Source organism: Bradyrhizobium sp. CFUWI (assembly GCF_056429085.1).
Map to the genome: position 1 here is coordinate 87,880 of NZ_JBWJZE010000022.1, position 21,366 is coordinate 109,245.

General features: G+C 64.8%; 22 protein-coding genes and 2 pseudogenes. 10 read left to right on the forward strand and 14 right to left on the reverse strand.

Annotated features, from left to right (window positions below; genetic code table 11):
* Window position 1: 1 nt before the first annotated feature.
* The 7 genes from AC066S_RS32480 to AC066S_RS32510 form a co-directional block, all read right to left on the reverse strand.
* The gene (locus tag AC066S_RS32480) at window positions 2-670 is read right to left on the reverse strand and encodes a flagellar hook assembly protein FlgD (RefSeq protein ID WP_126255101.1); all 669 of its coding nucleotides are present in this window, start codon (window positions 668-670) and stop codon (window positions 2-4) included.
* A gap of 596 nt (window positions 671-1,266) precedes the next feature.
* Window positions 1,267-1,539 carry a hypothetical protein gene (locus AC066S_RS32485; protein WP_126255100.1) on the reverse strand — a complete coding sequence of 91 codons (273 nt, stop codon included), beginning with the start codon at window positions 1,537-1,539 and terminating at the stop codon, window positions 1,267-1,269.
* Between the two features lie 168 nt (window positions 1,540-1,707).
* Complete coding sequence (locus AC066S_RS32490) at window positions 1,708-2,136, reverse strand: flagellar export chaperone FliS (protein ID WP_478271540.1); 429 nt, start codon at window positions 2,134-2,136, stop codon at window positions 1,708-1,710.
* A complete protein-coding gene (fliD, locus tag AC066S_RS32495; RefSeq protein ID WP_478271541.1) occupies window positions 2,136-3,812 on the reverse strand; it encodes a flagellar filament capping protein FliD in 1,677 nt (558 codons plus the stop codon). The genes AC066S_RS32490 and fliD overlap by 1 nt, the downstream gene beginning before the upstream one ends.
* Before the next feature lie 62 nt (window positions 3,813-3,874).
* Window positions 3,875-4,699 (reverse strand): flagellin, encoded by an 825-nt coding sequence (locus tag AC066S_RS32500; protein ID WP_126255097.1) that lies wholly within the window; start codon window positions 4,697-4,699, stop codon window positions 3,875-3,877.
* A 144-nt stretch (window positions 4,700-4,843) separates the two neighbouring features.
* Window positions 4,844-5,530 carry an RNA polymerase sigma factor gene (locus tag AC066S_RS32505; protein ID WP_478271542.1) on the reverse strand — a complete coding sequence of 229 codons (687 nt, stop codon included), beginning with the start codon at window positions 5,528-5,530 and terminating at the stop codon, window positions 4,844-4,846.
* A gap of 188 nt (window positions 5,531-5,718) precedes the next feature.
* Window positions 5,719-5,967, reverse strand: coding sequence for a hypothetical protein (locus AC066S_RS32510; protein ID WP_478271543.1), 249 nt, complete (start codon window positions 5,965-5,967; stop codon window positions 5,719-5,721).
* Between the two features lie 75 nt (window positions 5,968-6,042).
* Between AC066S_RS32510 and AC066S_RS32515 the strand changes: the two genes are divergently transcribed.
* The 3 genes from AC066S_RS32515 to AC066S_RS32525 are packed head-to-tail and all read left to right on the forward strand — an operon-like array spanning window position 6,043 to window position 10,385.
* Window positions 6,043-8,457 carry a hypothetical protein gene (locus AC066S_RS32515; protein WP_478271544.1) on the forward strand — a complete coding sequence of 805 codons (2,415 nt, stop codon included), beginning with the start codon at window positions 6,043-6,045 and terminating at the stop codon, window positions 8,455-8,457.
* 59 nt (window positions 8,458-8,516) lie between these two features.
* A complete protein-coding gene (locus AC066S_RS32520; protein WP_478271545.1) occupies window positions 8,517-9,836 on the forward strand; it encodes a hypothetical protein in 1,320 nt (439 codons plus the stop codon).
* Between the two features lie 12 nt (window positions 9,837-9,848).
* Complete coding sequence (locus AC066S_RS32525; protein ID WP_478271546.1) at window positions 9,849-10,385, forward strand: hypothetical protein; 537 nt, start codon at window positions 9,849-9,851, stop codon at window positions 10,383-10,385.
* Between the two features lie 7 nt (window positions 10,386-10,392).
* Here the strand turns inward: AC066S_RS32525 and AC066S_RS32530 are convergent, their stop codons facing one another.
* Window positions 10,393-11,559, reverse strand: coding sequence for an acyl-CoA dehydrogenase family protein (locus AC066S_RS32530; RefSeq protein ID WP_135168695.1), 1,167 nt, complete (start codon window positions 11,557-11,559; stop codon window positions 10,393-10,395).
* 231 nt (window positions 11,560-11,790) lie between these two features.
* On the opposite strand from AC066S_RS32530, the gene AC066S_RS32535 reads away from it, so the two are divergent.
* Both AC066S_RS32535 and AC066S_RS32540 read left to right on the forward strand, forming a co-directional pair.
* Complete coding sequence (locus tag AC066S_RS32535; protein ID WP_126255091.1) at window positions 11,791-12,243, forward strand: MaoC family dehydratase; 453 nt, start codon at window positions 11,791-11,793, stop codon at window positions 12,241-12,243.
* Window positions 12,243-13,094, forward strand: coding sequence for an HpcH/HpaI aldolase/citrate lyase family protein (locus AC066S_RS32540; RefSeq protein WP_478271547.1), 852 nt, complete (start codon window positions 12,243-12,245; stop codon window positions 13,092-13,094). The genes AC066S_RS32535 and AC066S_RS32540 overlap by 1 nt, the downstream gene beginning before the upstream one ends.
* 62 nt (window positions 13,095-13,156) lie before the next feature.
* On the opposite strand, the gene AC066S_RS32545 is transcribed toward AC066S_RS32540, so the two are convergent.
* Entirely contained in the window at window positions 13,157-13,537 is a 381-nt protein-coding gene (locus AC066S_RS32545) for a hypothetical protein (RefSeq protein ID WP_164718305.1), read from the reverse strand.
* A gap of 147 nt (window positions 13,538-13,684) precedes the next feature.
* Window positions 13,685-13,780, reverse strand: a pseudogene (locus AC066S_RS32550) (fumarylacetoacetate hydrolase family protein); the annotation flags it as partial.
* Between the two features lie 104 nt (window positions 13,781-13,884).
* Here AC066S_RS32550 and AC066S_RS32555 point away from each other — a divergent pair.
* The gene (locus AC066S_RS32555; RefSeq protein ID WP_135168698.1) at window positions 13,885-14,094 is read left to right on the forward strand and encodes a hypothetical protein; all 210 of its coding nucleotides are present in this window, start codon (window positions 13,885-13,887) and stop codon (window positions 14,092-14,094) included.
* Here the strand turns inward: AC066S_RS32555 and AC066S_RS32560 are convergent.
* The 4 genes from AC066S_RS32560 to AC066S_RS32575 all read right to left on the reverse strand — a co-directional run bounded on the left by AC066S_RS32560 (window position 14,091) and on the right by AC066S_RS32575 (window position 16,806).
* Window positions 14,091-15,197, reverse strand: a complete 1,107-nt coding sequence (locus tag AC066S_RS32560) for a trypsin-like peptidase domain-containing protein (protein WP_478271548.1) — start codon at window positions 15,195-15,197, stop codon at window positions 14,091-14,093. The genes AC066S_RS32555 and AC066S_RS32560 overlap by 4 nt on opposite strands.
* A gap of 155 nt (window positions 15,198-15,352) precedes the next feature.
* Entirely contained in the window at window positions 15,353-15,688 is a 336-nt protein-coding gene (locus AC066S_RS32565) for a hypothetical protein (protein ID WP_135168700.1), read from the reverse strand.
* 86 nt (window positions 15,689-15,774) lie between these two features.
* Window positions 15,775-16,266, reverse strand: coding sequence for an Hsp20/alpha crystallin family protein (locus AC066S_RS32570; protein ID WP_126255084.1), 492 nt, complete (start codon window positions 16,264-16,266; stop codon window positions 15,775-15,777).
* A 78-nt stretch (window positions 16,267-16,344) separates the two neighbouring features.
* Window positions 16,345-16,806 (reverse strand): Hsp20 family protein, encoded by a 462-nt coding sequence (locus AC066S_RS32575; protein WP_478271549.1) that lies wholly within the window; start codon window positions 16,804-16,806, stop codon window positions 16,345-16,347.
* Window positions 16,807-17,270: 464 nt separating this feature from the next.
* Here AC066S_RS32575 and AC066S_RS32580 point away from each other — a divergent pair, with 464 nt between their 5' ends.
* The 4 genes and pseudogenes from AC066S_RS32580 to AC066S_RS32595 all read left to right on the forward strand — a co-directional run.
* Complete coding sequence (locus AC066S_RS32580; protein ID WP_478271550.1) at window positions 17,271-18,485, forward strand: ABC transporter substrate-binding protein; 1,215 nt, start codon at window positions 17,271-17,273, stop codon at window positions 18,483-18,485.
* Window positions 18,486-18,492: 7 nt separating this feature from the next.
* A complete protein-coding gene (locus AC066S_RS32585; protein WP_478271551.1) occupies window positions 18,493-20,226 on the forward strand; it encodes an FAD-dependent oxidoreductase in 1,734 nt (577 codons plus the stop codon).
* A gap of 20 nt (window positions 20,227-20,246) precedes the next feature.
* Window positions 20,247-21,041 carry an IclR family transcriptional regulator gene (locus AC066S_RS32590; RefSeq protein WP_126255081.1) on the forward strand — a complete coding sequence of 265 codons (795 nt, stop codon included), beginning with the start codon at window positions 20,247-20,249 and terminating at the stop codon, window positions 21,039-21,041.
* A gap of 204 nt (window positions 21,042-21,245) precedes the next feature.
* A pseudogene (locus tag AC066S_RS32595) lies at window positions 21,246-21,366 on the forward strand (IS481 family transposase); the annotation flags it as partial.

The following is a 21,366-nucleotide window of genomic DNA, read 5'->3' on the forward strand; positions in this document are numbered from 1 at the left end:
ATCAGGATGTGACGCCGAGGATGTTGGCGGCGCTGACCGCGACGCCGTTCACCGTGAGCGAGGGCGTGGACGTCGAGGTGTCGATGCCGGTCACCGTGCCGGTGACGGTCGTGTAATTGAGGACCGAGTTGCCGGCGGTATCCGTCGCCGTCACCGAGATGCTGTACTTGCCACCGTCGGAGAGCTGGTTGCCGCTGGAGTCCTTGCCGTCCCAGGTGAAGCTGTTGGAACCGGAGTTGCCGGTGCCGGTGCCGGTATAGACGACGTTGCCGGAGGAATCCGAGATACTGATCGAGACGTCCGAAGCGGTCGACGACAGCGAGTAGCCATAGGTCGCCGAACCGTTGCTCAAGGTCGCCGTATCGGACTTCGCCTCGACAGTGTGGCCGATGTAGTTCACCGAGTTGAGCGTCACGAGGCTCGAGAACGAACTCGCCAGCGACGACAAGTTGGAGTTGATCGACTGCTGCGAGGTGAAATTGGCGTAGGACGTGAGCTGATTGACGAGGTCGGTGGTCGAGGTCGCATCCAGCGGATTCTGGTTCTGCAGCTCGCTGACCAGAATGCTCAGGAAATCGCTGGATGTCAGCGTCGAGTTGGACGACGTGCTTGACGACGACGATGTCGTGGTGGTCGCAGTCGTTGCAGAACTCACGGCGGAAACGGTCATCGGAGACTCCGGCCTTCTCTTGCTGCCGGCGAGCGGTGTCGGCTCGCGGCGCTTGAAATCTGTGTGCTGATGAAACGGCCGGCCGCGCGGATTCAGGCGGCGATTCACGCCTGCCGAAATGGCTTTCGACACGGCAAAATCTGCCGTGTGCAAGTCTCAAAAGAGCAGTGAGTTCAAGTTGATTTGGCGCGGCGGTCGCAGTGCACTCCCTCGTCCCGCTCGCGGGGAGAGGGTTGGGGAGCGAGACTCGCCACGGGGGAGGTGACAGTTGGACTCGTGGAGAGTCCCTTTCACCCGGAGTGCATCTTCGATGCAATCCGACCTCTCCCCGCAAGGGGCAGGGCAATCGCATATGGGAGTGATCTCGCCTGTGGCCATCCTTCGAGACGCCCGCCGTTGGCGGGCCCTCAGGATGAGGACCGCATGCGCTTCGCTGGTTTCAACGGGCACCGGTGCCGCTTAGCCTCACCCTGAGGGACCGCGAAGCGGTCGTCTCGAAGGGCGAGGCGCGCGCTCAGGTCTTTCAAAAACCCATATGCGATTGCCCTGCCGCAAGGGGGCGAGGTGAAGGAAGCGACGATTCAGAGCAGAGCCGCTCAGCTCCCAGCCGTCTCGCCTTCGGTGCGCGGCTCGGCGGCGTCATCTTTCATTCTCGCGGCCGCAGCGACGATGCGGTCGGCGAGGCCCGCCGGCGCGCGCACCGGCGGTGCCGCGAGCGCGAGGCGCAGGGCGCGCGCCTGTTCCAGCAGGGCCTGCGCGGCGGACGATCGCGACAGCAGCTCTTCGGCGGGCAAGCGCCGATCGTCGGGCCAGAGGGAGATATCCTCGCCCAGCCGATCGATCAGTTCCTCAAACTCGGTGACGTCCATCGCCCGCCGATCCCGCCTCGGTCAGGCCGTCATAAAGCATTGCAAGCGCGGCGGAAACCGGATTTCAGCGGCTTCGCGCGCCAAATGTGCCCGCAGCACTACGGAAAGCGGTGGAAACGGCGACCGTTCCGGTGCCCGCCCTTCCCCGTCGCGGAGGAGCAGGCAGCTTCAGCCCTTGCGGGCCGAATCGGCCGGTCCAGGCTTGCCGCCCCGCACGGTCGCGTCGACGAACTCCCAAGCCTCCCGCAGTTCGGTCAGCCCGGCGATGATGCGGCCGAAATTTTGGCGAGCGTGCGGACGGCCATAGGCCTTGTGGCTCGCCAGAATCATCGCGTGGTAGGTCTGGAACAGCCGCTCCGCCACGTCGCCGCCTTTGGCGAAATCGAGATTGTGGCTGAGCCCACGCAGGATCGCGGTCGCCTTCATCAGGTGCTCGTGCCCTTCCTCGAAACGCCTTGCCTCCTGGGCGGCGAGCGATCTCTGGAGAGAGATGATCGTGCCGCCGAGCAGCAACGAGACCGCCTTGAGCGGCGGCACGGTCGTTGCCGTCCCCCGATAGGCCTGGTTGGCCATGTACGCCATCGGATTATGCATCATCAATCACTCGAGCTGTTGAGCAGGGCCTTGAGATAGTCGAGCGTGCTGTTCGCACTCTCGATCGCGGCTTGGTATTTCGCGTACTGCGTCTGCAGCTGCGACTGCAGCGTCGCCGCGGCGCTGTTGATGTCATCGACCTTTTGCTGGAGCTCGTCGTCGCGCGTCGTCAAGCTGGTGATCTGCGTTTGCAGCGCGCCGGTCGATGACGAATAGTCCTTCGCAAGCTGGTAGATCTGCGATGCAATCCCGGTGCTCGAGGTGACCGTGATCGACTGCGAAGTCGAGCCGGTATAGGTGAAGGCCATGCCGGCATAGATCGAGCCGGACGCGCCGATGATCGTGGTGCCGCTGACCGTAAACAGCGAGGAGTCGCCGCCGACCGAGGCCGAGGACAGGTTGCCGTCGGAATCGACGGTCAATTCCAGGGTGAAGGATTGCGGCGACGTCCCTGTGTTGACGACGCTGAGCTGGCTCGACGACGTCGTGGTTTGCGCCGATAGCAGCTTGGTCACGCCGCTTAGGTTGGTGCTCAGGATCTCCGACAGCGTGCTGGTGTCGAGCTCCAGTTCGTTCTTCTCGTTGAAGGACAGGCCGAGATCGGCCATGGTCATGCCGCCGACGGTGCTGTTGAGGGCGTTCTGAAGCGCATCCATGATGTTGCGCATGGTTCCGTCGCCGAACAGGACCGCGCTCGAGTCTGCGGTGCCGTCGGTCGTGGTCGCCTGCTGGGCGATGACCTCGTCGCGAAAGGCATTGTAGTTGGTGACGAAGGTCTCCAGCGCCGATTGGATCTGGCTGGTGTCGGTCTCGATACTGATGTTCAGCGAGGTTCCGTCCGGGGTCGCCTGAAGCAAGCTGAAAGTGACCCCGCTGAGAACGTCGGTGATGTCGTTGGTGTCGCGGGTCATCGAGATGCCGTCCAACGTGAATTCAGCCGACTGCGCCTCCTGGATGACGTTGGTGAAGCTGCCCGAGCTGTCGATCACGCCGAGCTCGTTCAGGATATCGTCGCCGGACGTGCTCGAATAGGTGATGTCGGCGGCATCCTCCGTGCCTGTCAGCACCATCTGGAAGGACGTGCTGGAGACCTGCACGATGGAGGCCTGGACGTTGGTCGTCGAGATCTGGGCATTGATGGCATCGACGACGTCCTGAAGCGACATCGTGCTGGTGATGGTGATATCGGACGTAGCCCCGCCGTCCAAACCGATGGAAAACGTGCCGGAATAGCCGAGCTCGTCGGTCTGGCTCGATTGCGAGGTGCCGACCACCTTTTGTGCGGCCGCGAGCTGACTGATCGTCAATGTATGGTCGCCGATCGCGGCCCCGTTCTTGATCGTCATGGAAAGCGCCGAGGAGGCACTCACGTCTCCGGTCGAGCTGATGCTCGCCGCGCGCGTCGCGAATGCGCTGGTGGAGAGCGAATTGACCACTGCAGTGGACAGTGACGACAAGCCGGAATACAGCGTCTGCAGATCGCTCTGAAGCGTCTGATAGGCCGAGATCTTGGCTTCGTTGTTCGTGATCGTGGTCGAGATCGTATCCGCCTGCGCGGTCTTCGCGTCCACGGCCGACTGTATCAGCGCTGACCAGTCGATACTGCTCGAATTGGTCGACCCGCTCGTGGTGACGGTGACACCCGAGCTTGCGCTGCTGGTTGAGCTGACGCTGGCCACTTTGGTTGACTATCCCCTGTTAGTGAGCGGGCCGGCCTCATGCCCGCCCGCCCGGATCATCATCAGCTCAGCAGCTGGAGTAAGTACTGGGGCATCTGGTTAGCCGCGGCGAGCGCCGACACGGCAGCCTGTGTCTTCACCTCGGCCGAAGACAGCTTGGATTGCTCGGCCGCGATGTCGACGTCCTCGATCGCGGAGTTTGCCGCCTGGAGGTTCTGCGTCTGGGTCGAGATCGAATCCGACGAGAAGTTGAACCGCGATTCCTGAGCGCCGATCGAGGCGCGCGCGGCGGAAACGGTGTCGATCGCAGTATCGATGGCATCGAGCGCCGATGTCGCGCCGGACTGAGTGCTGACGTCGAGCGTGGAGACAGCAAGAGAGGACGCTGTCAGGCTGGTCAACTGGATGTCGATCGTGTCAGAGCCGTCCGAGCCGACCAGCACGGACACGCCGGACGAGAACACGCTGGATCCATCGAGCAAGCTCTGGCCGGAATACCGGGTGCCGGTCGCGATCGAGTCGATTTCGGAGTTGAGTTGCGAGAATTCCGATTGGATATAGGCGCGACTGGAGTCGGTCACGGTGCCCGACGCGGATTCGGACGCCAGCGACTTCATACGGGCGAGAATGTCCGAGATGTTCGACGCGCCGCCGTCGGCGGTCTGGAGAATCGCGGTCGCCTGCGAGGCGTTGGTCGCGGCCTGCTGAAGCGTGGTGACGTCCGAGGAGATGCGCGTGGAGATCGCAAGGCCCGCGGCGTCGTCGGATGCCGAGGTGATGCGCGATCCGCTCGACAGCTTCGAGAGCGAGCTGCTCTCCTGCGCGGCGTTGATGTTGAGGTAGCGAACCGCGGCATTGGCCGCTGTATTGGTGTTGATTGCGGGCATTGAAAGCTCCTGTGCTGATGGGCATGGCGTGCCGCATCGTTGAAATCGACTTACGACGACGCGGACCGCAGCCCCGTCCGTTCGCTCAAACGACGGAGCGCAAGGAGATCAGGCGCGAAAGTTTTCCCAGGCGCGATTTTATGGTTAGCAATCGGTAAACGCGGTGCGGATGTCGCGCTCGTGCCTGCGCAGGAGCTGGCGAAGCTGCTGGCGTCCGCGCTTGAGCAGCGACTCGACGGCAGCCACCGTCGTGTCCATCACCTGGGCGATCTCGCCGTTGCTCATGTTCTCATGGTACGAGAAGATCACCGCGATGCGCTGCTGCTCGGGCAGGCGCTGCATCGCCAGTTCCAGCATGTCGTTCAGCTCGTTGCGCTCGATGATCTCGACCGCGCCGGGCTGACCGTCGGCGACCTCCGGCACGGTGTCGACGTTCTCGTTGCGCGGCTTGCGGCGCAGATCGATGCAGCGATTGGAGATGACACGGTAGAGCCAGGTCGAGAACTTGGCGCGGCCGTGCTGCCAGCGCCCACGATGGCTCCAGATCTTGAGCATGGTGTCCTGCACCACGTCCTCGGCGTCCGCCGCGTTGCCGACGATGCGCAGCGCGATTGCATAGGCGCGGTCAATGTGACGCCCGACAAGCATACGGAAGGCGGCCTCATCGCCGGTCGCGAGCTTGTCAAGCAGCTCGCTGTCTTCATCGTAGACGACATCGTCGGCGACAGGCGCGCCGTCCGGCGCGAGCGGCGCGGACGGCATCATCGGCACCGTCGCTTCGGCCGGCACCGTCGCCTCGGCGGGCGCCATGACATCAGCAGCGTAACTCATCCCGCAACCTCCAACCCACAATGCCGGGGGCGCACCTGCCACACGGCTTCCAGGCGTTGAACGGGCCGGCGAAACGATCCAGGCGGAGAATTTTTGTTGTTTTTCAAGATGTTAGCAGGTCACTTTTGCCGAGTGCCGGGCAACAATTGCCGACTGCGCGGAAAGCCCGCGCATCGATCCTGCAATCGTCACATCGTCTCGCGCCATGGCGGATCATTCATCCCGAGCAGATGGATGTGGAAGAAAACGCAGACATTACGCGGCACTAGGCGATCGAACGCGACGCGCGCGTAGCGCATCAAGACGCGATTGTTTCCGAGTGTGAACGAACGCGAGACGACTTCCGCACTCGGCAATTTTTTCCGAATCACCTTTTTCGAACCTAGCGATTTTTTTGAATCTGTCAGTTGCGACGAACGCGATTTTGAATCGCGCATGAAGTTTTTTGCATTCGTGGCGCCTGACTCGACGCATGCGCCCGTTAATCATCCTGGTGGGCGGGGAATTGCAGCATGAAGATCGCATTGGCCGGCGCGGAGCGCCGCGCTCAAATTGTTTCTGCTTGGTCGTTCGATGTTTTCGATACATTTCTGCTGCGCGCATGCACGACGCCGGATGGCGTGTTTGAAAGGACTTACGAGCTATCCGGCATTTCACGATCAAGTCCGAATGTTTCCGCGAGTTTCGTTCAACATCGCATCCAGGCCGAATCGCGCGCGCGCCGGACCGCGAAGGAGAAGCGCGGTGCGGGCGAAGTACGCATCGAGGAGATCTATTCCTATTTTCCATTCAAGCTGTTCGGCCTGTCGCGAGCCGACCTGAACGATCTGGTCGAAGCCGAGTTCGGCGCCGAGGTCGAGCTTTGCCGCGCCAACCCGGACATGGTCGGGCAATATCTGGACATGAAGCGCGCGGGCCATCGCGTCGGATTCATCTCGGACACCTATTGGGACTCCGGCCGGCTGGCCCGGCTGCTGCGTGCCTGCCGTCCCGGCCTCACCTGGGACTTCCTCTATGCGTCCTGCGACCATGGCAGCGGCAAGAGCGAAGCCTTGTTCGCCACCTACCTCTCCGAGCAGGGCATCGAGGCCGGCGCCTCCTTTCACGTCGGCGACAACGAGAAGGCCGACATCAAGGGGGCGAGGCGCCACGGCATTCATCCCCGCTATTATCCGCAGGCAACCGCGCAGCTCGCCTCGAAGTTTCAGCGCGAGACGGCACTGTTCGAGCTGCTGTGCACCGGCGCGCCATCGCGTCTCGATCATGGTGCGCGAACGCTGCGGCGCATGGCCGCCGCGCGCAGCCCGGAGGGGTCGCAAGCCTTCCACCTCGGCCTGACCGCGCTCGGCCCGGTGATGGCCGCGTTCGACGCCTTCGTGACGCGGCGCTGCGTGGAGGTTGCAGGTCCCGGCCGGAAGGTCGCGCTGGGCTTTCTCGGCCGCGACGGCTTTCTGTCGCACCGGATCCGGCAGCAGCTGCATGACGCCACATCGGCCTATCTCGAGATCAACCGTCGCGTCAGCCTGATCGCCTCGGCCGATACGATGCAGCCGCTCCTCGATCTGCTCGGCAAGGTGCTGAAGATCGATGCGCCGACCTTCCACGACATGGTGAAGATCATGCCGGCGAAAGTTGCCGCATTCTTTGCCGGGCTTCCCGACGGGATTGCCTCCGGCCAGGAGCTGGCCGAGGTGCTTCCCGGGCTGGTCGATCCGGCCGAGATCGTCGCGCTTGCCGCGGGCCTGCGCGCCCGGCTGCTCGCCTATCTCCGCCAGACCATCCCCGGCTTCGACGACTGCACCGACCTCGTCCTCGCCGATCTCGGCTATTCCGGCAGCGTGCAGAAGGCGCTGCGCCGAATCTTCGACCTCGAAGGCATCGCGATCCGTCTCCACGGCGCCTATCTGATCTCGCTCGACGACGCCTTCGACGACCTTGCCGGGCAGGACAGCGCGGCGGGCTTGATCTCCGACCTCGTCGTCACGCCTCACGTCAAGCGCATGCTGATCCGCAATGTCGCGTTGCTGGAGCAGATCTGCTGCTCAGCGGACGGTTCGGTGCGCGATTACGACGGCGGCGCGGTGCTGCGCGAAATCAATCCGCGTCCCCCGGAGCAGGTGGCGCTAGCCGCGGAGATCCAGGCCGGCGCGCTGGCTTTCGCAGGCCGTGCGGACGGCGTCGCGCGCGACTACGACCTCGATCCCTATGCCGCCCCCGATGTCGCGGCGCGCTGGTGCGCGGCGACGCTGGCCCGGCTTCTGCTGCTGCCTGACGATGACGAGCTTGCGCTGCTCGGCGCGCTGAAGCACGACGTCAATCTCGGCACCCACGCGCTCGCGCCGCTGCTCGACGGACCGTTCGTGCGCAACCAGATCACCGCCCGCGGCCTCTCGGCAGCCTGCACGGCGGCGGCGCCGCCGATGTGGCTCGCCGGCAGTTTCGCCGGCCTGTCGCCATCCTACAATTATCTCTACGTGCTGTTCGGCGCCAACCGCCTGCCCGCTGACGTCTTTGAGGAACGGGCCTCGGGCCCGGTCCAGGTCGGACTGTTCCGCGCCGACGGCGGTGCAGCGCTGGAGGCAGTGACCGTTCACCGCACCGGTCTCGGCGAGCTGCGTCTGCGCATCCCGCTGTCGCGCGGCATGGCCATCACCATGATCGCACTGCCGCTGGCGAAATTTGCGCCCGAGGGCTTGCTTCACGGCGTGACCCTGCAGCGGGGCGACGACGTTCGTGGCGCCTCCGAGAGCCAGGAGGTTGTCGCCATCGCGACCGACGGGCTGATCTACGCCGGCGTTCAGTGGAGTGGCAGCCACTATCGCGCCGAGACTGAAGACGGCTGCCTGCTGATCCCGGTCGGCCCGATGACGCAGGAGATCGCGGTCTACTCCGTCGCGATCACCGCGCTCGGGGCCGGCCCCAAATAGTGCGCCTGATCTCCCCGCCCCGTCCGTTGAAGTCCCAGGGCTTACGACGGGGCAGGGAATTGCGGGACGCGACGCAGGCGAATCTTGATCAGGTGCTGCAATCGGGCGGCATCAAGCTCGGCCGGGCCCAGCACGACCGCCTGGGCTGGCTGGTCGGCCAGTACGGTGCTCCGACGCTCGATGGCGTCCCGCACGGACGGCATAACGGCGTCTTTGTTCTCAAGGAACCACCAAGCGGCGCTGCGGCCGAGCTGTTCTACCGTTCGCTCAATCCCGCCTGCGCCGTCGTCATTCCCAGAAGCGAGAACCCCGGCTTCGATTTCCTCAAATCCAAGCTGACCGAGTTCGGCACCGTCGCCCCCTGCGGCGCCGACGGCCCGCACGAGATGTGGTGGGGCGGCATCGGCTGGTCGCGATTCCTCGCCGCCGCCGACGCCTCCACGCTCCGGCCGCGGATCGTCTCCTGCCATCCGTGCGGCGGCGACGAGACTGCGTCCCTCCGCCTCCGACATTCGCTCGAGCGCCTGCAGCTCGATTGTCATATCGAACCGATCGACACCCAGCTGGATGACCGCCTGCTCTGCTTCGAGAAGGCGGAGTTCATGACGCGGATGTGGAACACCTATCGCGAACCGCTGCTGTTCGTCGATGCCGGTGCGACCTTGCGCGAGGCGCCGCTGCTGCCCTCCTTCCTCGGCTGCGACGTCGCCTTGCACAAGTGGAATCGCTGGGAGATGTCGGCGCGCACGCTCTATCTCGGTCGCTCCGCGCGCGCGGAACGGCTGCTTCGCGCCTGGCAACAGCTTGCGGCCGCCTATCCCGCGATCTGGGAAGGCTATTTGCTGGATCAGGCCTGGAGCCTGACATCGTCGCAGGTGCCGCTCGATACCGTGTGGTTGCCGCGATCCTATCACGCATTGCAAGGCGATCTCGGGGCCTCGCGCGCCACGATCCTGCATGACCGTCAGACGACGACGCTGGAGCTCGGTCCCGATCCCGGCTTTGCTGGCATCGCGCGCGCGGCTCGCCGCGCCGGCCGCACCGGTGCCCGCGACGCCTTCATGGTGATGACCTCGAAGGCCGAGACCGGGGGCGGCATCGCCGTGATCCTGCGCGATATCTCGGCCAGCGACGCGGCCGCGGTGGCCGCAACCGTCGAGGCCGTAACCGGCGCCTATGCCGCCGATTGCGGCGGATACGGCCGGCTGGAGCTGTCACTCTGCGCCTGGCAGGACGACGTCGGTGCCGCGCGAGAAGCCGCTGGCTTGGCGCGATACCGCATCCTGGAGATCGCACCGGGGCAGCGTATCGCCAACGACTTCTTCGCCGCACACGCGTCCGACGATGCGGTCATGACCGCCCGCCGGCGTTTCTCCTAAGGGACCCTCAAGATGCTCAAGACCATCATCCTGCTCACCGACACCGTGCAACAGCAGCAGCCGCTGGCCAGTCTGCTCCGCGAGCACAACCGCGACCTCGCCTTCTGCTCGGCGCTCCGCGCATCGGACCTCAGCGCGCTCGACCCGGACGTGCTGAGCGGGGCGCGGCTGGTGTCCTTTGCCGCCGATGTCGCCGTGCCCGAGAAGTTCCTGCTCGAGCTCGGCTATGGTGCCTACAAATTCTACGCCACGCCGACGCAATATCCGGGCCTGCCACCGGCGCCGGACGAGAGCGATGACGATCCGCGCTGCTACTCCGTGATCGCGCAGTCGATGACGATCTGGCCGGATTTCAAGAAGGTCGTCGGGCTGGAAACCGTCACGATCCCTGACGGCACCGTTCCTGCCGAGCGCGAGCGGATGGTATTCTCCCGCCTCGCCTACCTGTTCTGGGGCATGTCGCACATGATCGCGGGCGGGGCGACGGATCTTCCGGGGGTCATCGGATCCAGCGAGTGCCAGCGTCCAACGGCGGCGATGATGAACTGAGTTAAAGCTAGTACGATTTGGCGAGCCCCAGCACCTTTTCGGCGATGAAGCTGAGCGCGAGCTGCGGGCTGACCGGCGCGATGCGCGGGATCAGGACTTCTCGCAAGTACCGCTCGACGTGGAATTCCTTGGCATAGCCGAAGCCGCCATGGGTCATCACGGCCTGCTCGCAGGCCGAGAAGCCGGCCTCGCCCGCGAGATACTTTGCGGCGTTGGCCGCGGCACCGCACGGCATGCCCTTGTCGTATTGCCAGGCCGCCGACATCACCATCAGCCAGGCCGCCTCGAGCTCGACCCAGTTCACCGCGAGCGGATGCTGGATCCCCTGGTTCTTGCCGATCGGACGGTTGAACACGACGCGCGTCTTGGCGTATTCGGTCGCGCGCGACAGCGCCAGCTTGCCGAGGCCAACCGCCTCCGCCGCGATCAGGATACGCTCCGGGTTCATGCCCTCGAGGATGTACTCGAAGCCTTTGCCTTCCTCGCCGATACGGTCTTCCATCGGGATCTCGAAATCCTCGAAGAACAGCTCGTTGGAATCGACGACCTTGCGGCCCATCTTCTCGATCTCGTGGACTTTGATCCTGTTGCGGTCGAAATCGGTGTAGAACAGGCTGAGACCGTGGGTCGGCGAGCGCACTTCCTCCAGCGGCGTGGTACGTGCGAGCAGCAGGATCTTGTGCGCGACCTGCGCGGTCGAGATCCACACCTTCTGGCCGTTGACGATGTAGCGGTCGTTCTTGGCGACCGCGCGGGTCTTGAGCTGCGTGGTGTTGAGGCCGGTGTTGGGCTCGGTGACGGCGAAGCAGGCCTTCTCGCGGCCCTCGACCATCGGCGGCAGCATGCGCTTGCGCTGCTCCTCGGTGCCGAACACCACGACGGGATTGAGCCCGAACACGTTGATGTGCACAGCGGATGCCCCGGACATGCCGGCGCCCGATTCCGCGATGGTGCGCATCATGATCGCAGCTTCGGTGATGCCGAGCCCCGAGCCGCCGTAGGCTTCCGGCACGCAGATGCCGAGCCAGCCGGCGTCCGCTAAGGCCTTGTGGAAGTCGTGCGGGAAGCCGCCGTCGTGGTCTTTCTTCAGCCAATAGGCATCCGGAAAGCCTTCGCAGATCTTGGCGATGGCATCGCGAATGGCTTCCTGCTGCTCGGTGAGCGCGAAATCCATGGTCTTGGTCTCCTTCTTGGGAGCCGCGACCGCGCCATCTCCCGTCTCGTCGCGTTCCCCACGCAAAAGCCGTGGCGGCTTGCTGCGCCCGACGTGCCCTCGCCTGCGTTCTTTAGCTCGAAATCCCGGGTGCAGATACGTGAATTTGTCTATCGACTGTGTCTACCATGCATAGGCTCATGCGGCGTGACGCCAAGAGCGCCGCCGTTATTTCGCATGGAGGAAACCGCGATGGCCGGGCTTTATTTCGAGGACTTTTCCGTGGGCCAGGAGTTCAGGCATCCGCTGACGCGAACCGTCACGGAGATGGACAACACCATGTTCAGCCTGCTGACGCTCAACCCGCAGCCGCTGCATATCGACGCGCATTTCGCCGAAAAGACCGAGTTCGGCCAGCGCATTTTCAACAGCCTTTACACCCTCGGCATCATGATCGGCATGACGGTCTATGATACGACCTTGGGTACAACCGTCGCCAATCTCGGCATGACCGACGTCACGTTTCCCAAACCGGTCTTCCATGGCGACACCTTGCGGGCGACGACAAAGGTGCTTTCGTTGAGGGAATCCAAATCGCGCCCGAGAGCGGGCATCGTCGAGTTCGAGCACCATGCCTTGAACCAGAACGACGAGATCGTCGGCAAATGCCGCCGCATGGCGATGATGCACAAGAGGCCGGTCTGATGCGTTCGATGCTGTTCGTGCCGGGCGATTCCCCGCGCAAATTCGAGAAGGCGAGCGAAGGCAAGGCCGACGCGCTGATCATCGATCTCGAGGATTCCGTCGTCACCGAGAAGAAGCAGCAGGCGCGCGGGTTGACGCTTCAGATGCTCAAGAACCGTCCCGCCCCGCACCAGCTCTATGTCCGCGTCAACGCGCTCGACACCGGCATGACGCTGGCCGACCTCGCGGCAGTGCTGCCGGGCAGGCCCGACGGCATCGTGCTGCCGAAATCGCAAGGGGGCGACGACGTGCGGCAGGTCGCGACCTGGCTGGAAGCGCTGGAAGCTGCGGCCGGCATCGCGATCGGCGCGACGCGCATCGTCTGCGTCGCGACGGAGACCGCCGGCTCGATCTTCGGCCTCGGCAGTTACAAGGGCTGCTCCCCCCGCCTCGCCGGCCTGATGTGGGGCGCGGAAGACCTCTCGGCGTCGCTCGGCGCCACCGAGAAAGCCTCGGGCGGCGTGTTCCACAGCCCCTATCGCCTCGCGCGGGATCTATGCCTGATGGCGGCGGCCGCGGCCGAGGTCGCGCCGATCGACACCGTCTATACCGACATCGACAACCTCGCCGGCCTCGAGCAGGAGACGCGCGCGGCGCGGCGCGACGGTTTTTCGGCGAAGGCGCTGATCCATCCCAAGCATGTCGACATCGTCAACGCGGCGTTCGCGCCGACGGACGCGGAACGGATCTGGGCCGAGAAGGTGATCGCGGCGTTTGCCAGCAATCCCAATTCCGGCACGCTCCGGCTCGACGGCCAGATGATCGACAAGCCGCATCTTCGCGCCGCGAGGAAGATCCTGGGCCAGTCCTAGGTCGGGCGCAAGCCCGCCGGGTCGAGCGGCTCAACCGAAGGCATGGGCTTGAGGAAGCGGTCTCAGTCGAAGCCCTGAACGGGCGGCGTCGAGGTCTGCGCCGGCGCGGCGGGCGCGGCTTGAACCGGCGGCGGAGCCGGATTGGCGGCAGCTCTCATCTGGCCATTGGCCTCCATGGCCTGGCGCGTGCGCGTTGGGCTCGCGGCCGCGCGGCGCGGAGGCGGCCGATGTCCTGCCGAGTGCGACCCTCTCATGCCCCAGGAGCGGGCGATCGACGGTCCCGCGGTGTAGCCGATCAAAGCTCCGGCGACCGCCCCGACCGGGCCCAGCACGACCGCGCCGGATACCGCGCCGAGCGCCGCATCGCCGGCGCGCTCCTGCGCAACCGCGCTCACGGGCACACAGGCCAGCATTGCGACAGCAGTGATCAGAGCTTTGGTCATCGGAGCGCCTCCCTCACGGGAAACCACTCCTGCTCAAATATGGCCGCACGAGGTTCGCTTGCCGGCCAACAAAAGGCAATCGACCGGCGGAACCCGCCGTCGCGGGGCTGCCACCGCCAACCGACGGTTGCGGCGGCGGCGTGACAGCTACACGATCTTGATCGACATGTCCGGCAAGCCTTCGAGCTTGCACCGCAGCACGTCGCTCTTGACGACGAGACAGACATTCTCCGGCGTGCCGGAACATCTTGACACCGGTATCGCGCCGAATATTTTTTCGGCGAGAAAGCACTTTCTCACCCTCGAAAAATTCAAAGGATCCAAGGCGACCGTCTGGAGAGACGACGATGCTCGATGAGAATCTGGCCCGCATACGTGCGCACCGCAACAACATCCATCGCTATCGGCGGCTGCTGAAGACGAAGCTGTCGCAGCTGGAGCGCAATTTCATCGAGAGACGCCTGGCAGAAGAGAAGTCGGCGCTCGATGCGCTGACCGCCGCGACCTTCCCCGTCGGCTTCCGAGCCCCCGGGGCCGGGCATCGCATAACGCTTTAGCGAACGAGGCGATTGGGGCCTGCAAGCGCACTGCTGGATTGGTTCGACGGCGCCACGCGCACCGTGGCGGTCAGCGGCGCCCCGTTGCGCAACAGAGTGAGCCTCACCTCCTCCCCGACGCGTGCGAGGCCGATCGTGTTGCGGAGCTGGGCGGCGGTGCGGATCGGACGCTCGTCGGCTGCGGTCACGATATCGCCCTTGCGCAGGCCGGCCCTCTCTGCCGGCGAGTCCGCAGCGATCTCGGCGACGACGGCGCCTTGATTCAGTCCCTTGTTGATCGACGGATGCAGATCCTTCAGCGAGACGCCGATGCGACCGCGCTCGACGCGGCCGCTCACGATGATCTGCTCCATCACCTTGCGTGCCATGTTGACCGGAATGGCGAAGCCGATGCCGACATTGCCGCCGGCGGGCGAGATGATCGCCGAGTTGATACCGACCAGCTCGCCGCGCAGGCTCACCAGCGCCCCGCCGGAATTGCCTGGGTTGATCGCAGCATCGGTCTGGATGAAATCCTCATAGCCCTGCTTGCCAAGACCGGTGCGGCCCAGCGCGCTGACGAGGCCGGATGTCACGGTCTGGCCGAGCCCGAAAGGATTGCCGATCGCAAGCACAAAATCGCCGACGTCGAGCGCATCGCTGTCGCCGAAGGGAAGCGCCTTGAGGCCCGCCGGGTTCTGGATCTGGAGCACGGCAACGTCGGTCGGTGGATCGCGCCCGACGACCTTGGCGGAAAACTGCCGGCCGTCCTTGGTCGTGATCTGGACGGCGGTTGTGCCTTCGACCACGTGGTTGTTGGTCAGCACATAACCGCGCTCGGCATCGACGATCACGCCGGAGCCGGTCGCGTTGACCTCCTTTTCGATCTGCCGGGGAACGTCGAAGAATTCGCGGAACAGCGGATCGCGATAGAGCGGGTTGTCCTCGCGGACGCGGCCGTGCACGGAAATGTTGACCACGGCGGGTGTCACCCGGCGCACCAGCGGCGCCAGGGTCGGCACCTGGCCGCCGGTTTTCATGTCGGGGATCTGGCCGGCGGCAGGCTGTGACGCCGTGAGCGTCAGCACCAGCATCGCCAGCAAGAGCGGACGCACAGCATTCATCTTTTTTCCTGCCGCCTTGTATGGAGATCGGAGAGTGGAGTGGCTTCACGCGTCGGGTGACGCGACGATCCAGCCTTGCATGGCCAGGAACGGAGCGGCGAAGGCCGCCGAGGCCTGACCGAGCAGCACGAGTCCCAGAACGGTCTGCGTGAGCATCATGGGCTTGCCCCCTCTGCGGCGGCCCAGGGCCGCCGCAGCCGCATCGGCACGCCGCCGCCGCGCGGCGGATCGTCATTGTCGTTGTCGCCGTCGAGCTTGCGCAGGCAAGTCAGGATGTCGGCGAGCCGGACCGTATGGCTCATCCCGGGGATCTCGCGCAAGGCGGGACAGGATTCGACTGCGTACATGTCGGACGCCCAGGACGACAGGATGATGCGCTTCTCCGGCGGAGAGAGCTCGGTCGCGTTCAGAACGTCGGCAGGCGAGTCGTAATGGGCCGCGGGATGAAACAGCGGATTGAGAGTGCCGGTGTTGGTATTGACGTTGGTCATTTCTGGACCTCCCCTCATGCTCCTTTCCAAGGGACGGGCTTGTTGACGATGAGACGGCGGCGGCAACCGCCGCCGTCCGCTTTCACTTACTGCGTGTTGATCGCAATGCGCTTGACGCCTTCACGCGCCTTCTCAGATTTCGGCAGCGACACGGTCAGGACGCCGTTCTTGAACGACGCTTCAGCCTTGTCCTCCTCGACACCGTCGAGCGGGATCTGACGTTCGAAGGCGCCGTAATAGCGCTCGGTGAAGTATTTGCCTTCGCCGTTGCGCTCCGCCTTCTTCTCGCCGCGGAGCGTCAGCACGCCATTGGCAATCTCGACCTGGACGTCCTTCTCGGTGAGGCCGGGAAGCTCGGCCGAGACGGTCAGCGTCTTGTCGGTCTCGTTGAGCTCGACCTTCGGCCAGCCGAAGCGGCCTTCCATCAGCGGCGACAGGCTGCCCCCGCCGAAGCCACGGAAGACGTCGTCGAACAGACGGTTCATCTCGCGATGAAGCGTCAGGAAGGGATCGAAATTGTCGCGCCCAGGCGCAAGCTCCTGTTTGCCTGACCAGGGAATGAGATCACGAAAACCCATGGTTCTCTCCTCCATGCATCGGGGAAGCGCGGCCCACGCATCGCGCGCCGCGCTCCGCCGCCTCGCTTGCTCGAGAGCTCAAGCCGCTTTCTTCTGCTCGATCTGCGACGCCGCGGGCGCGGCAGCCGAGATCGGAATCCGGCGCGGCTTCATCGCTTCCGGAACCTCGCGGACCAGGTCGATGATCAGCAGCCCGTCCTGGAACGAGGCCTGCTTCACCTGGACATAGTCGGCAAGGTTGAACACACGCCGGAACGGACGCGCGGCGATGCCCTGGTACAGATATTCCCGCGCGGCGGTCTCGGGCTTCCTACCCTCGATGGTGAGCGCGTTCTGTTCGGCCGTCACCGTGATGTCGCTGGCGCCGAAGCCCGCCACCGCAAGGCTGATCCGGTAATGGTCCTCGCCGGAGCGTTCGATGTTGTAGGGGGGATAATTGTCCTCGGTCGCCTGGCGCAGCGTGCTGTCGACGAGGTCGGCCAGATGATCGAAGCCGATGGTGGAACGCCACAGGGGCGCGAAGTCGAAACTGGTCCTCATAACCAAGTCCTCCTGAGAGCAAGATGGATACGAAGGAGCGCAGGACAGGGTCTCGGACGGGATCCGAAGACCGGCCCGGCGCCCGTACCGGACCCGATCTGGCATCCGGCACACCGCTCTCGCGGCGAAAAACGACTTAGAAAACCGGAAATGCGTTTCAAGAGGCCGATCAGAAAAAATTTCAAGGCCCGTCGGCCACCGAGCTCGGGCTCCTCATGAAGCCACCTACTGTCAGCCCCGTCATTGCGAGGAGCCCTTGCGACGAGGCAATCCAGACCGGTTCCGCACAGGGATTCTGGATTGCTTCGCTTCGCTCGCAATGACCGGTGTTGAGGCGGTTCTTCCGATCCTCGGCCACCGAGTTCGTGGCGCTATTCGTTATTGACAAACTTGTTCGTTTATATCTAATTTACCGCCAGAGCGATCGACCGCGCCATGCGGCCAATAAAAGAGAGGAAACAACGATGAGAGGGCTTCTGGCCTGCGCCATGCTCGCGGCTATGACTTCGGCTGCCGTGACCACAGCGGCGACCGCGCAAGTCTCCGACGATGCGGTGCGGATCGGCGTGCTGACGGATCTGTCGAGCTGGGGTCGCGACAATTCAGGGCCGGGCTCGGTCGAGGCCGCCAGGATGGCGGTGGAGGAGTTCGGGCCGACCGTGCTCGGCAAGCCGATCGAGATTATCGGCGCCGACCATCAGATGAAGACCGATGTCGGCGTGCAGATCGTGCGCGGCTGGTTCGACAACGGCAAGGTCGACGCCGTGGTCGACATTCCCAATTCCGGCATCGCCATCGCCGTGCACAACATGGTGCGCGAGCGGGGCAAGATCGCGCTGCTCTCCGGCGCCGGCGCCAGCTCGCTGACCGACGAGCTGTGCAGCCCGAACACCGTGCACTTCACCTACGACACCTATGCGCTGTCCAAGGTGACGGCCTCCGCCGTGATCAAGGAGGGTGGCAAGTCCTGGTACTTCATCACGGCCGATTACGCCTTCGGCCAGCAGCTCGAGAAGGACGCCACTCGCTTCGTCAACGAGATGGGCGGCAAGGTGCTCGGTGGCGTCAAGCATCCGACCAACACCGCGGACTTCTCCTCCTTCGCGCTGCAGGCGCAGAGCTCCAGGTCCGACGTCGTCGCCTTCGCCAATGCCGGCCAGGACACCGACAATGCGATCAAGCAGTCCGGCGAGTTCGGCCTGGTTCAGGGTGGCCAGAAGCTGGTCGGCCTCCTGATGTTCGACACCGACGTGCACGCGATCGGCTTGAAGGCCGCGCAGGGCACCTACATGACCACGGCCTCCTACTGGGCCATGGACGAGGCCACGCGTGCCTGGTCCAAGAAATTCTACGAGCGCACCAAGGTGATGCCGACCATGATCCAGACCGGCGTCTACGGTTCCGTGCTGCATTATCTCAAGGCCATCAAGGCCGCCGGCACCGACGAGTCCGCCAAGGTGATGGCGAAGATGCGCGAGCTGCCGATCGAGGATATCTTCGTCCATGGCGGCAAGTTGCGCGAGGACGGCCGGGTCATCCGGGACATGTACCTCGCCAAGGTGAAGACGCCCGAGCAATCGAAGGAGCCGTGGGACTATCTGGACATCGTCAAGACCGTGAAGGGTGAAGACGCCTTCCGCCCGGTCTCCGAATCCAAATGTCCGCTGCTGAAGAAGTGAGGTCCAGATGACCGGCCACGAGCATGGCGCAAGCGAAACCTACGAGTGCGATGTGCTCGTGGCCGGATCGGGCTGCTCCGGCATGTCGGCCGCGATCACCGCCCGGTCCCGCGGCCTCGACGTCCTGATCGTCGAGAAGGAGCCGCGCTTCGGCGGCACCACCGCCCGCTCCGGCGGCTGGCTCTGGATTCCCGGCACCTCGCTGGCGAAGGCCTATGGTATCGAGGAGACGCCGGAGCAGGCCCGCACCTATCTCCGGCACGAGGCCGGCAACAACTTTGATGCTGCGCGCGTCGATGCATTTCTCTCGGCCGGCCCCGAGGCGGTCGATTTCTTCACCACCAAGACGGCGCTGCGCTTCGACATGCCGCTGGTGTTTCCGGACTATCACGCGGAGGCACCGGGCGGCGCGCAGGGTGGCCGTTCCATGGTGACGCGTCCGTTCGACGGCCGCGAGCTCGGCGACCTCATCAAGTCGCTGGGCATGCCGCTGCCCGAGCTCACCGTGTTCGGGATGATGCTGGGAAGCGGCAAGGAGATCATCCACTTCATGCGCGTGACCAAGTCGCTGACGTCGGCGGTCTATGTCGCCAAACGCCTGTCGCGGCACCTGATGGACGTGCTGCGCTACGGCCGCGGCATGACGCTCACGAACGGCAATGCGCTCGCCGGGCGCCTCGCCAAATCCGCGCTCGACCTGAAGATTCCGATGTGGCTGTCCTCGCCGGTGCGCGAGCTGACGGTCGAGAATGGCGCTGTCACCGGCGCGATCGTGTCACGCGAGGGACGCGAGGTCCGCGTCCGCGCCCGCCAGGGCGTCGTGCTCGCCTGCGGCGGCTTCCCGCACGATGTGGAGCGGCGCAGAAAATTGTTTCCGCACGCACCGACCGGCAATGAGCATTTTTCGCCGGGGCCCACCGGCAACACCGGCGACGGGCTGCGTCTTGCAGAATCCGCAGGCGGGCATGTCGAGGACCGCCTGCCGAACGCAGCCGCCTGGGTGCCGGTGTCGCTGACCACGCGCAAGGACGGCTCGAAGGGCGTGATGCCGCATTTCATCGACCGCGCCAAGCCCGGCGTGATCGCAGTGATGCGCGACGGCAAGCGTTTTGCCAACGAGGGCAATTCCTATCACGACTTCGTCCAGGCCATGGTCAAGGCGGCCAAGCCCGGTGAGGAGATCACAGCCTTCCTCGTTTGCGATCACAGGACGCTGCGCAAGTACGGCCTCGGCTGCGTGCCGCCCTTCCCGATGCCGCTGGGCCATCACCTCAAGACCGGCTATCTCATGCGCGGCGACACGCTGCAGGCGCTGGCGGCGAAGGCCGGCATCGACGCCAAGTCCTTCGTCGAGACCGTCACACAGTTCAACGCGACGGCGCCGCAAGGCCATGACGCGGCCTTCGGCAAGGGCTCGAAGGCCTATAACCGCTACCAGGGCGATGCGCTGCATGGCCCGAACCCCTGCGTCGCACCGATCGGGAACGGGCCGTTCTATGCCATCAAGATGGTGATCGGCGATCTCGGCACCTATGCCGGCATCGTAACCGACGCGAATGCGCGGGCGCTCGACGCCGAGGGTCGCGTCATTCCCGGGCTCTATGCCGCCGGCAACGACATGGCGAGCATCATGGGCGGCAATTATCCCGGGGCCGGGATCACGCTTGGGCCGGCGCTGACCTTCGGTTACATTGCCGGCCGTCATCTCGCCGAGAGCGCCGCCAAGCGCGAGGCGGCGTAAGCCCAGCGCATCGGAGGCGCATGAAGAGAGAGAGCCGCGGCATCCAGTCCATCGAGGTCGGCGGAGAACTGCTCCGCGCGCTCGCAAGGTGCGGCGAGCCGATGATGCTGCGCGATCTCGCGCGCGAGGCCGGCATGGCGCCGGCCAAGGCGCACCCCTATCTCGCCAGCTTCTCCCGCATCGGGCTGATCGAGCAGGACGAGACCACCGGCCGCTACGAGATCGGCGCGCTGGCGCTGGAGCTCGGGCTGATCAGCCTGCGCCGGCTCTCCGGCGTGCGCATCGCAAGGCCGAGGATCGCCGCGCTCGCCAGCCAGATCGGACATGCGGTGTCGCTCGCGGTTTGGGGCACGCACGGCCCGACCGTGGTCCAGCTCGAAGAGCCGGCCCAGCCGGTCCACATCGTCATGCGCGTCGGCTCGGTGATGGCGCTGCTGGAGACCGCGACCGGCCGGGCCTTCGCAGCGTTCCTGCCGGAAAAGACGATCACCGCCGCGCTCGAGAGCGGGCTCGACCGCCACGGCGTCGGCTACAATCCGAAGCGCGTGGTCAAAGGCGTCAAGGTCGCGGAGATGCTGACCGAGGTGCGCAAGCAGGGCCTTGCCCGCGCACTCGGCGATCCCCTGCCCGGCGTCAACGCCTTCTCGGCCCCGGTGTTCGACCATTCCGGCCATGTCGCGCTGGTCATCACCGCGATGGGCCCCGAAGGCACGTTCGATGCGCGCTGGGACAGCCCGATCGCGCATGCGCTGCGGGATTGCGCCGGCGGCATCTCGAAGCGGCTCGGCCACGGCATCACGGTCGCGGCGGAGTGAAGGGCAAACGTCCCGCAACCGCCGCTGTCATGCCACGCGAAAGCGGGGCATCCAGTACGCCGCGGCTTCTCGATATAATCACAGGCGTCTCGGAGTACTGGATCGCCCGGTCAAGTGTTTAGCCCGGACAGATCACTGACGGGTGTTCGGAGACATAGCTGACACATCAAAATGGGCTGGATTGGTCGATTCGGGAGACCGTCCATGCCCTGGAACGAGGTGTCGGTGATGGATCAACGACGAGAGTTCGTGTGGCTTGCCATGCAGGAGGGAGCGAACCGGCGTGAGTTGTGCCGGCGGTTCGGCATCAGCCCAGATGTGGGCT

Bases quoted from the DNA above. Each gene is read 5' to 3' on its own strand.
- AC066S_RS32480 (WP_126255101.1), bottom strand. From the start codon at position 670: ATGACCGTTTCCGCCGTGAGTTCTGCAACGACTGCGACCACCACGACA.
- AC066S_RS32485 (WP_126255100.1), bottom strand. From the start codon at position 1,539: ATGGACGTCACCGAGTTTGAGGAACTGATCGATCGGCTGGGCGAGGAT.
- AC066S_RS32490 (WP_478271540.1), bottom strand. From the start codon at position 2,136: ATGATGCATAATCCGATGGCGTACATGGCCAACCAGGCCTATCGGGGG.
- AC066S_RS32500 (WP_126255097.1), bottom strand. From the start codon at position 4,699: ATGCCCGCAATCAACACCAATACAGCGGCCAATGCCGCGGTTCGCTAC.
- AC066S_RS32505 (WP_478271542.1), bottom strand. From the start codon at position 5,530: ATGAGTTACGCTGCTGATGTCATGGCGCCCGCCGAGGCGACGGTGCCG.
- AC066S_RS32510 (WP_478271543.1), bottom strand. From the start codon at position 5,967: ATGCGCGATTCAAAATCGCGTTCGTCGCAACTGACAGATTCAAAAAAA.
- AC066S_RS32515 (WP_478271544.1), top strand. From the start codon at position 6,043: ATGAAGATCGCATTGGCCGGCGCGGAGCGCCGCGCTCAAATTGTTTCT.
- AC066S_RS32525 (WP_478271546.1), top strand. From the start codon at position 9,849: ATGCTCAAGACCATCATCCTGCTCACCGACACCGTGCAACAGCAGCAG.
- AC066S_RS32530 (WP_135168695.1), bottom strand. From the start codon at position 11,559: ATGGATTTCGCGCTCACCGAGCAGCAGGAAGCCATTCGCGATGCCATC.
- AC066S_RS32535 (WP_126255091.1), top strand. From the start codon at position 11,791: ATGGCCGGGCTTTATTTCGAGGACTTTTCCGTGGGCCAGGAGTTCAGG.
- AC066S_RS32540 (WP_478271547.1), top strand. From the start codon at position 12,243: ATGCGTTCGATGCTGTTCGTGCCGGGCGATTCCCCGCGCAAATTCGAG.
- AC066S_RS32545 (WP_164718305.1), bottom strand. From the start codon at position 13,537: ATGACCAAAGCTCTGATCACTGCTGTCGCAATGCTGGCCTGTGTGCCC.
- AC066S_RS32555 (WP_135168698.1), top strand. From the start codon at position 13,885: ATGCTCGATGAGAATCTGGCCCGCATACGTGCGCACCGCAACAACATC.
- AC066S_RS32560 (WP_478271548.1), bottom strand. From the start codon at position 15,197: ATGAATGCTGTGCGTCCGCTCTTGCTGGCGATGCTGGTGCTGACGCTC.
- AC066S_RS32565 (WP_135168700.1), bottom strand. From the start codon at position 15,688: ATGACCAACGTCAATACCAACACCGGCACTCTCAATCCGCTGTTTCAT.
- AC066S_RS32570 (WP_126255084.1), bottom strand. From the start codon at position 16,266: ATGGGTTTTCGTGATCTCATTCCCTGGTCAGGCAAACAGGAGCTTGCG.
- AC066S_RS32575 (WP_478271549.1), bottom strand. From the start codon at position 16,806: ATGAGGACCAGTTTCGACTTCGCGCCCCTGTGGCGTTCCACCATCGGC.
- AC066S_RS32580 (WP_478271550.1), top strand. From the start codon at position 17,271: ATGAGAGGGCTTCTGGCCTGCGCCATGCTCGCGGCTATGACTTCGGCT.
- AC066S_RS32585 (WP_478271551.1), top strand. From the start codon at position 18,493: ATGACCGGCCACGAGCATGGCGCAAGCGAAACCTACGAGTGCGATGTG.
- AC066S_RS32590 (WP_126255081.1), top strand. From the start codon at position 20,247: ATGAAGAGAGAGAGCCGCGGCATCCAGTCCATCGAGGTCGGCGGAGAA.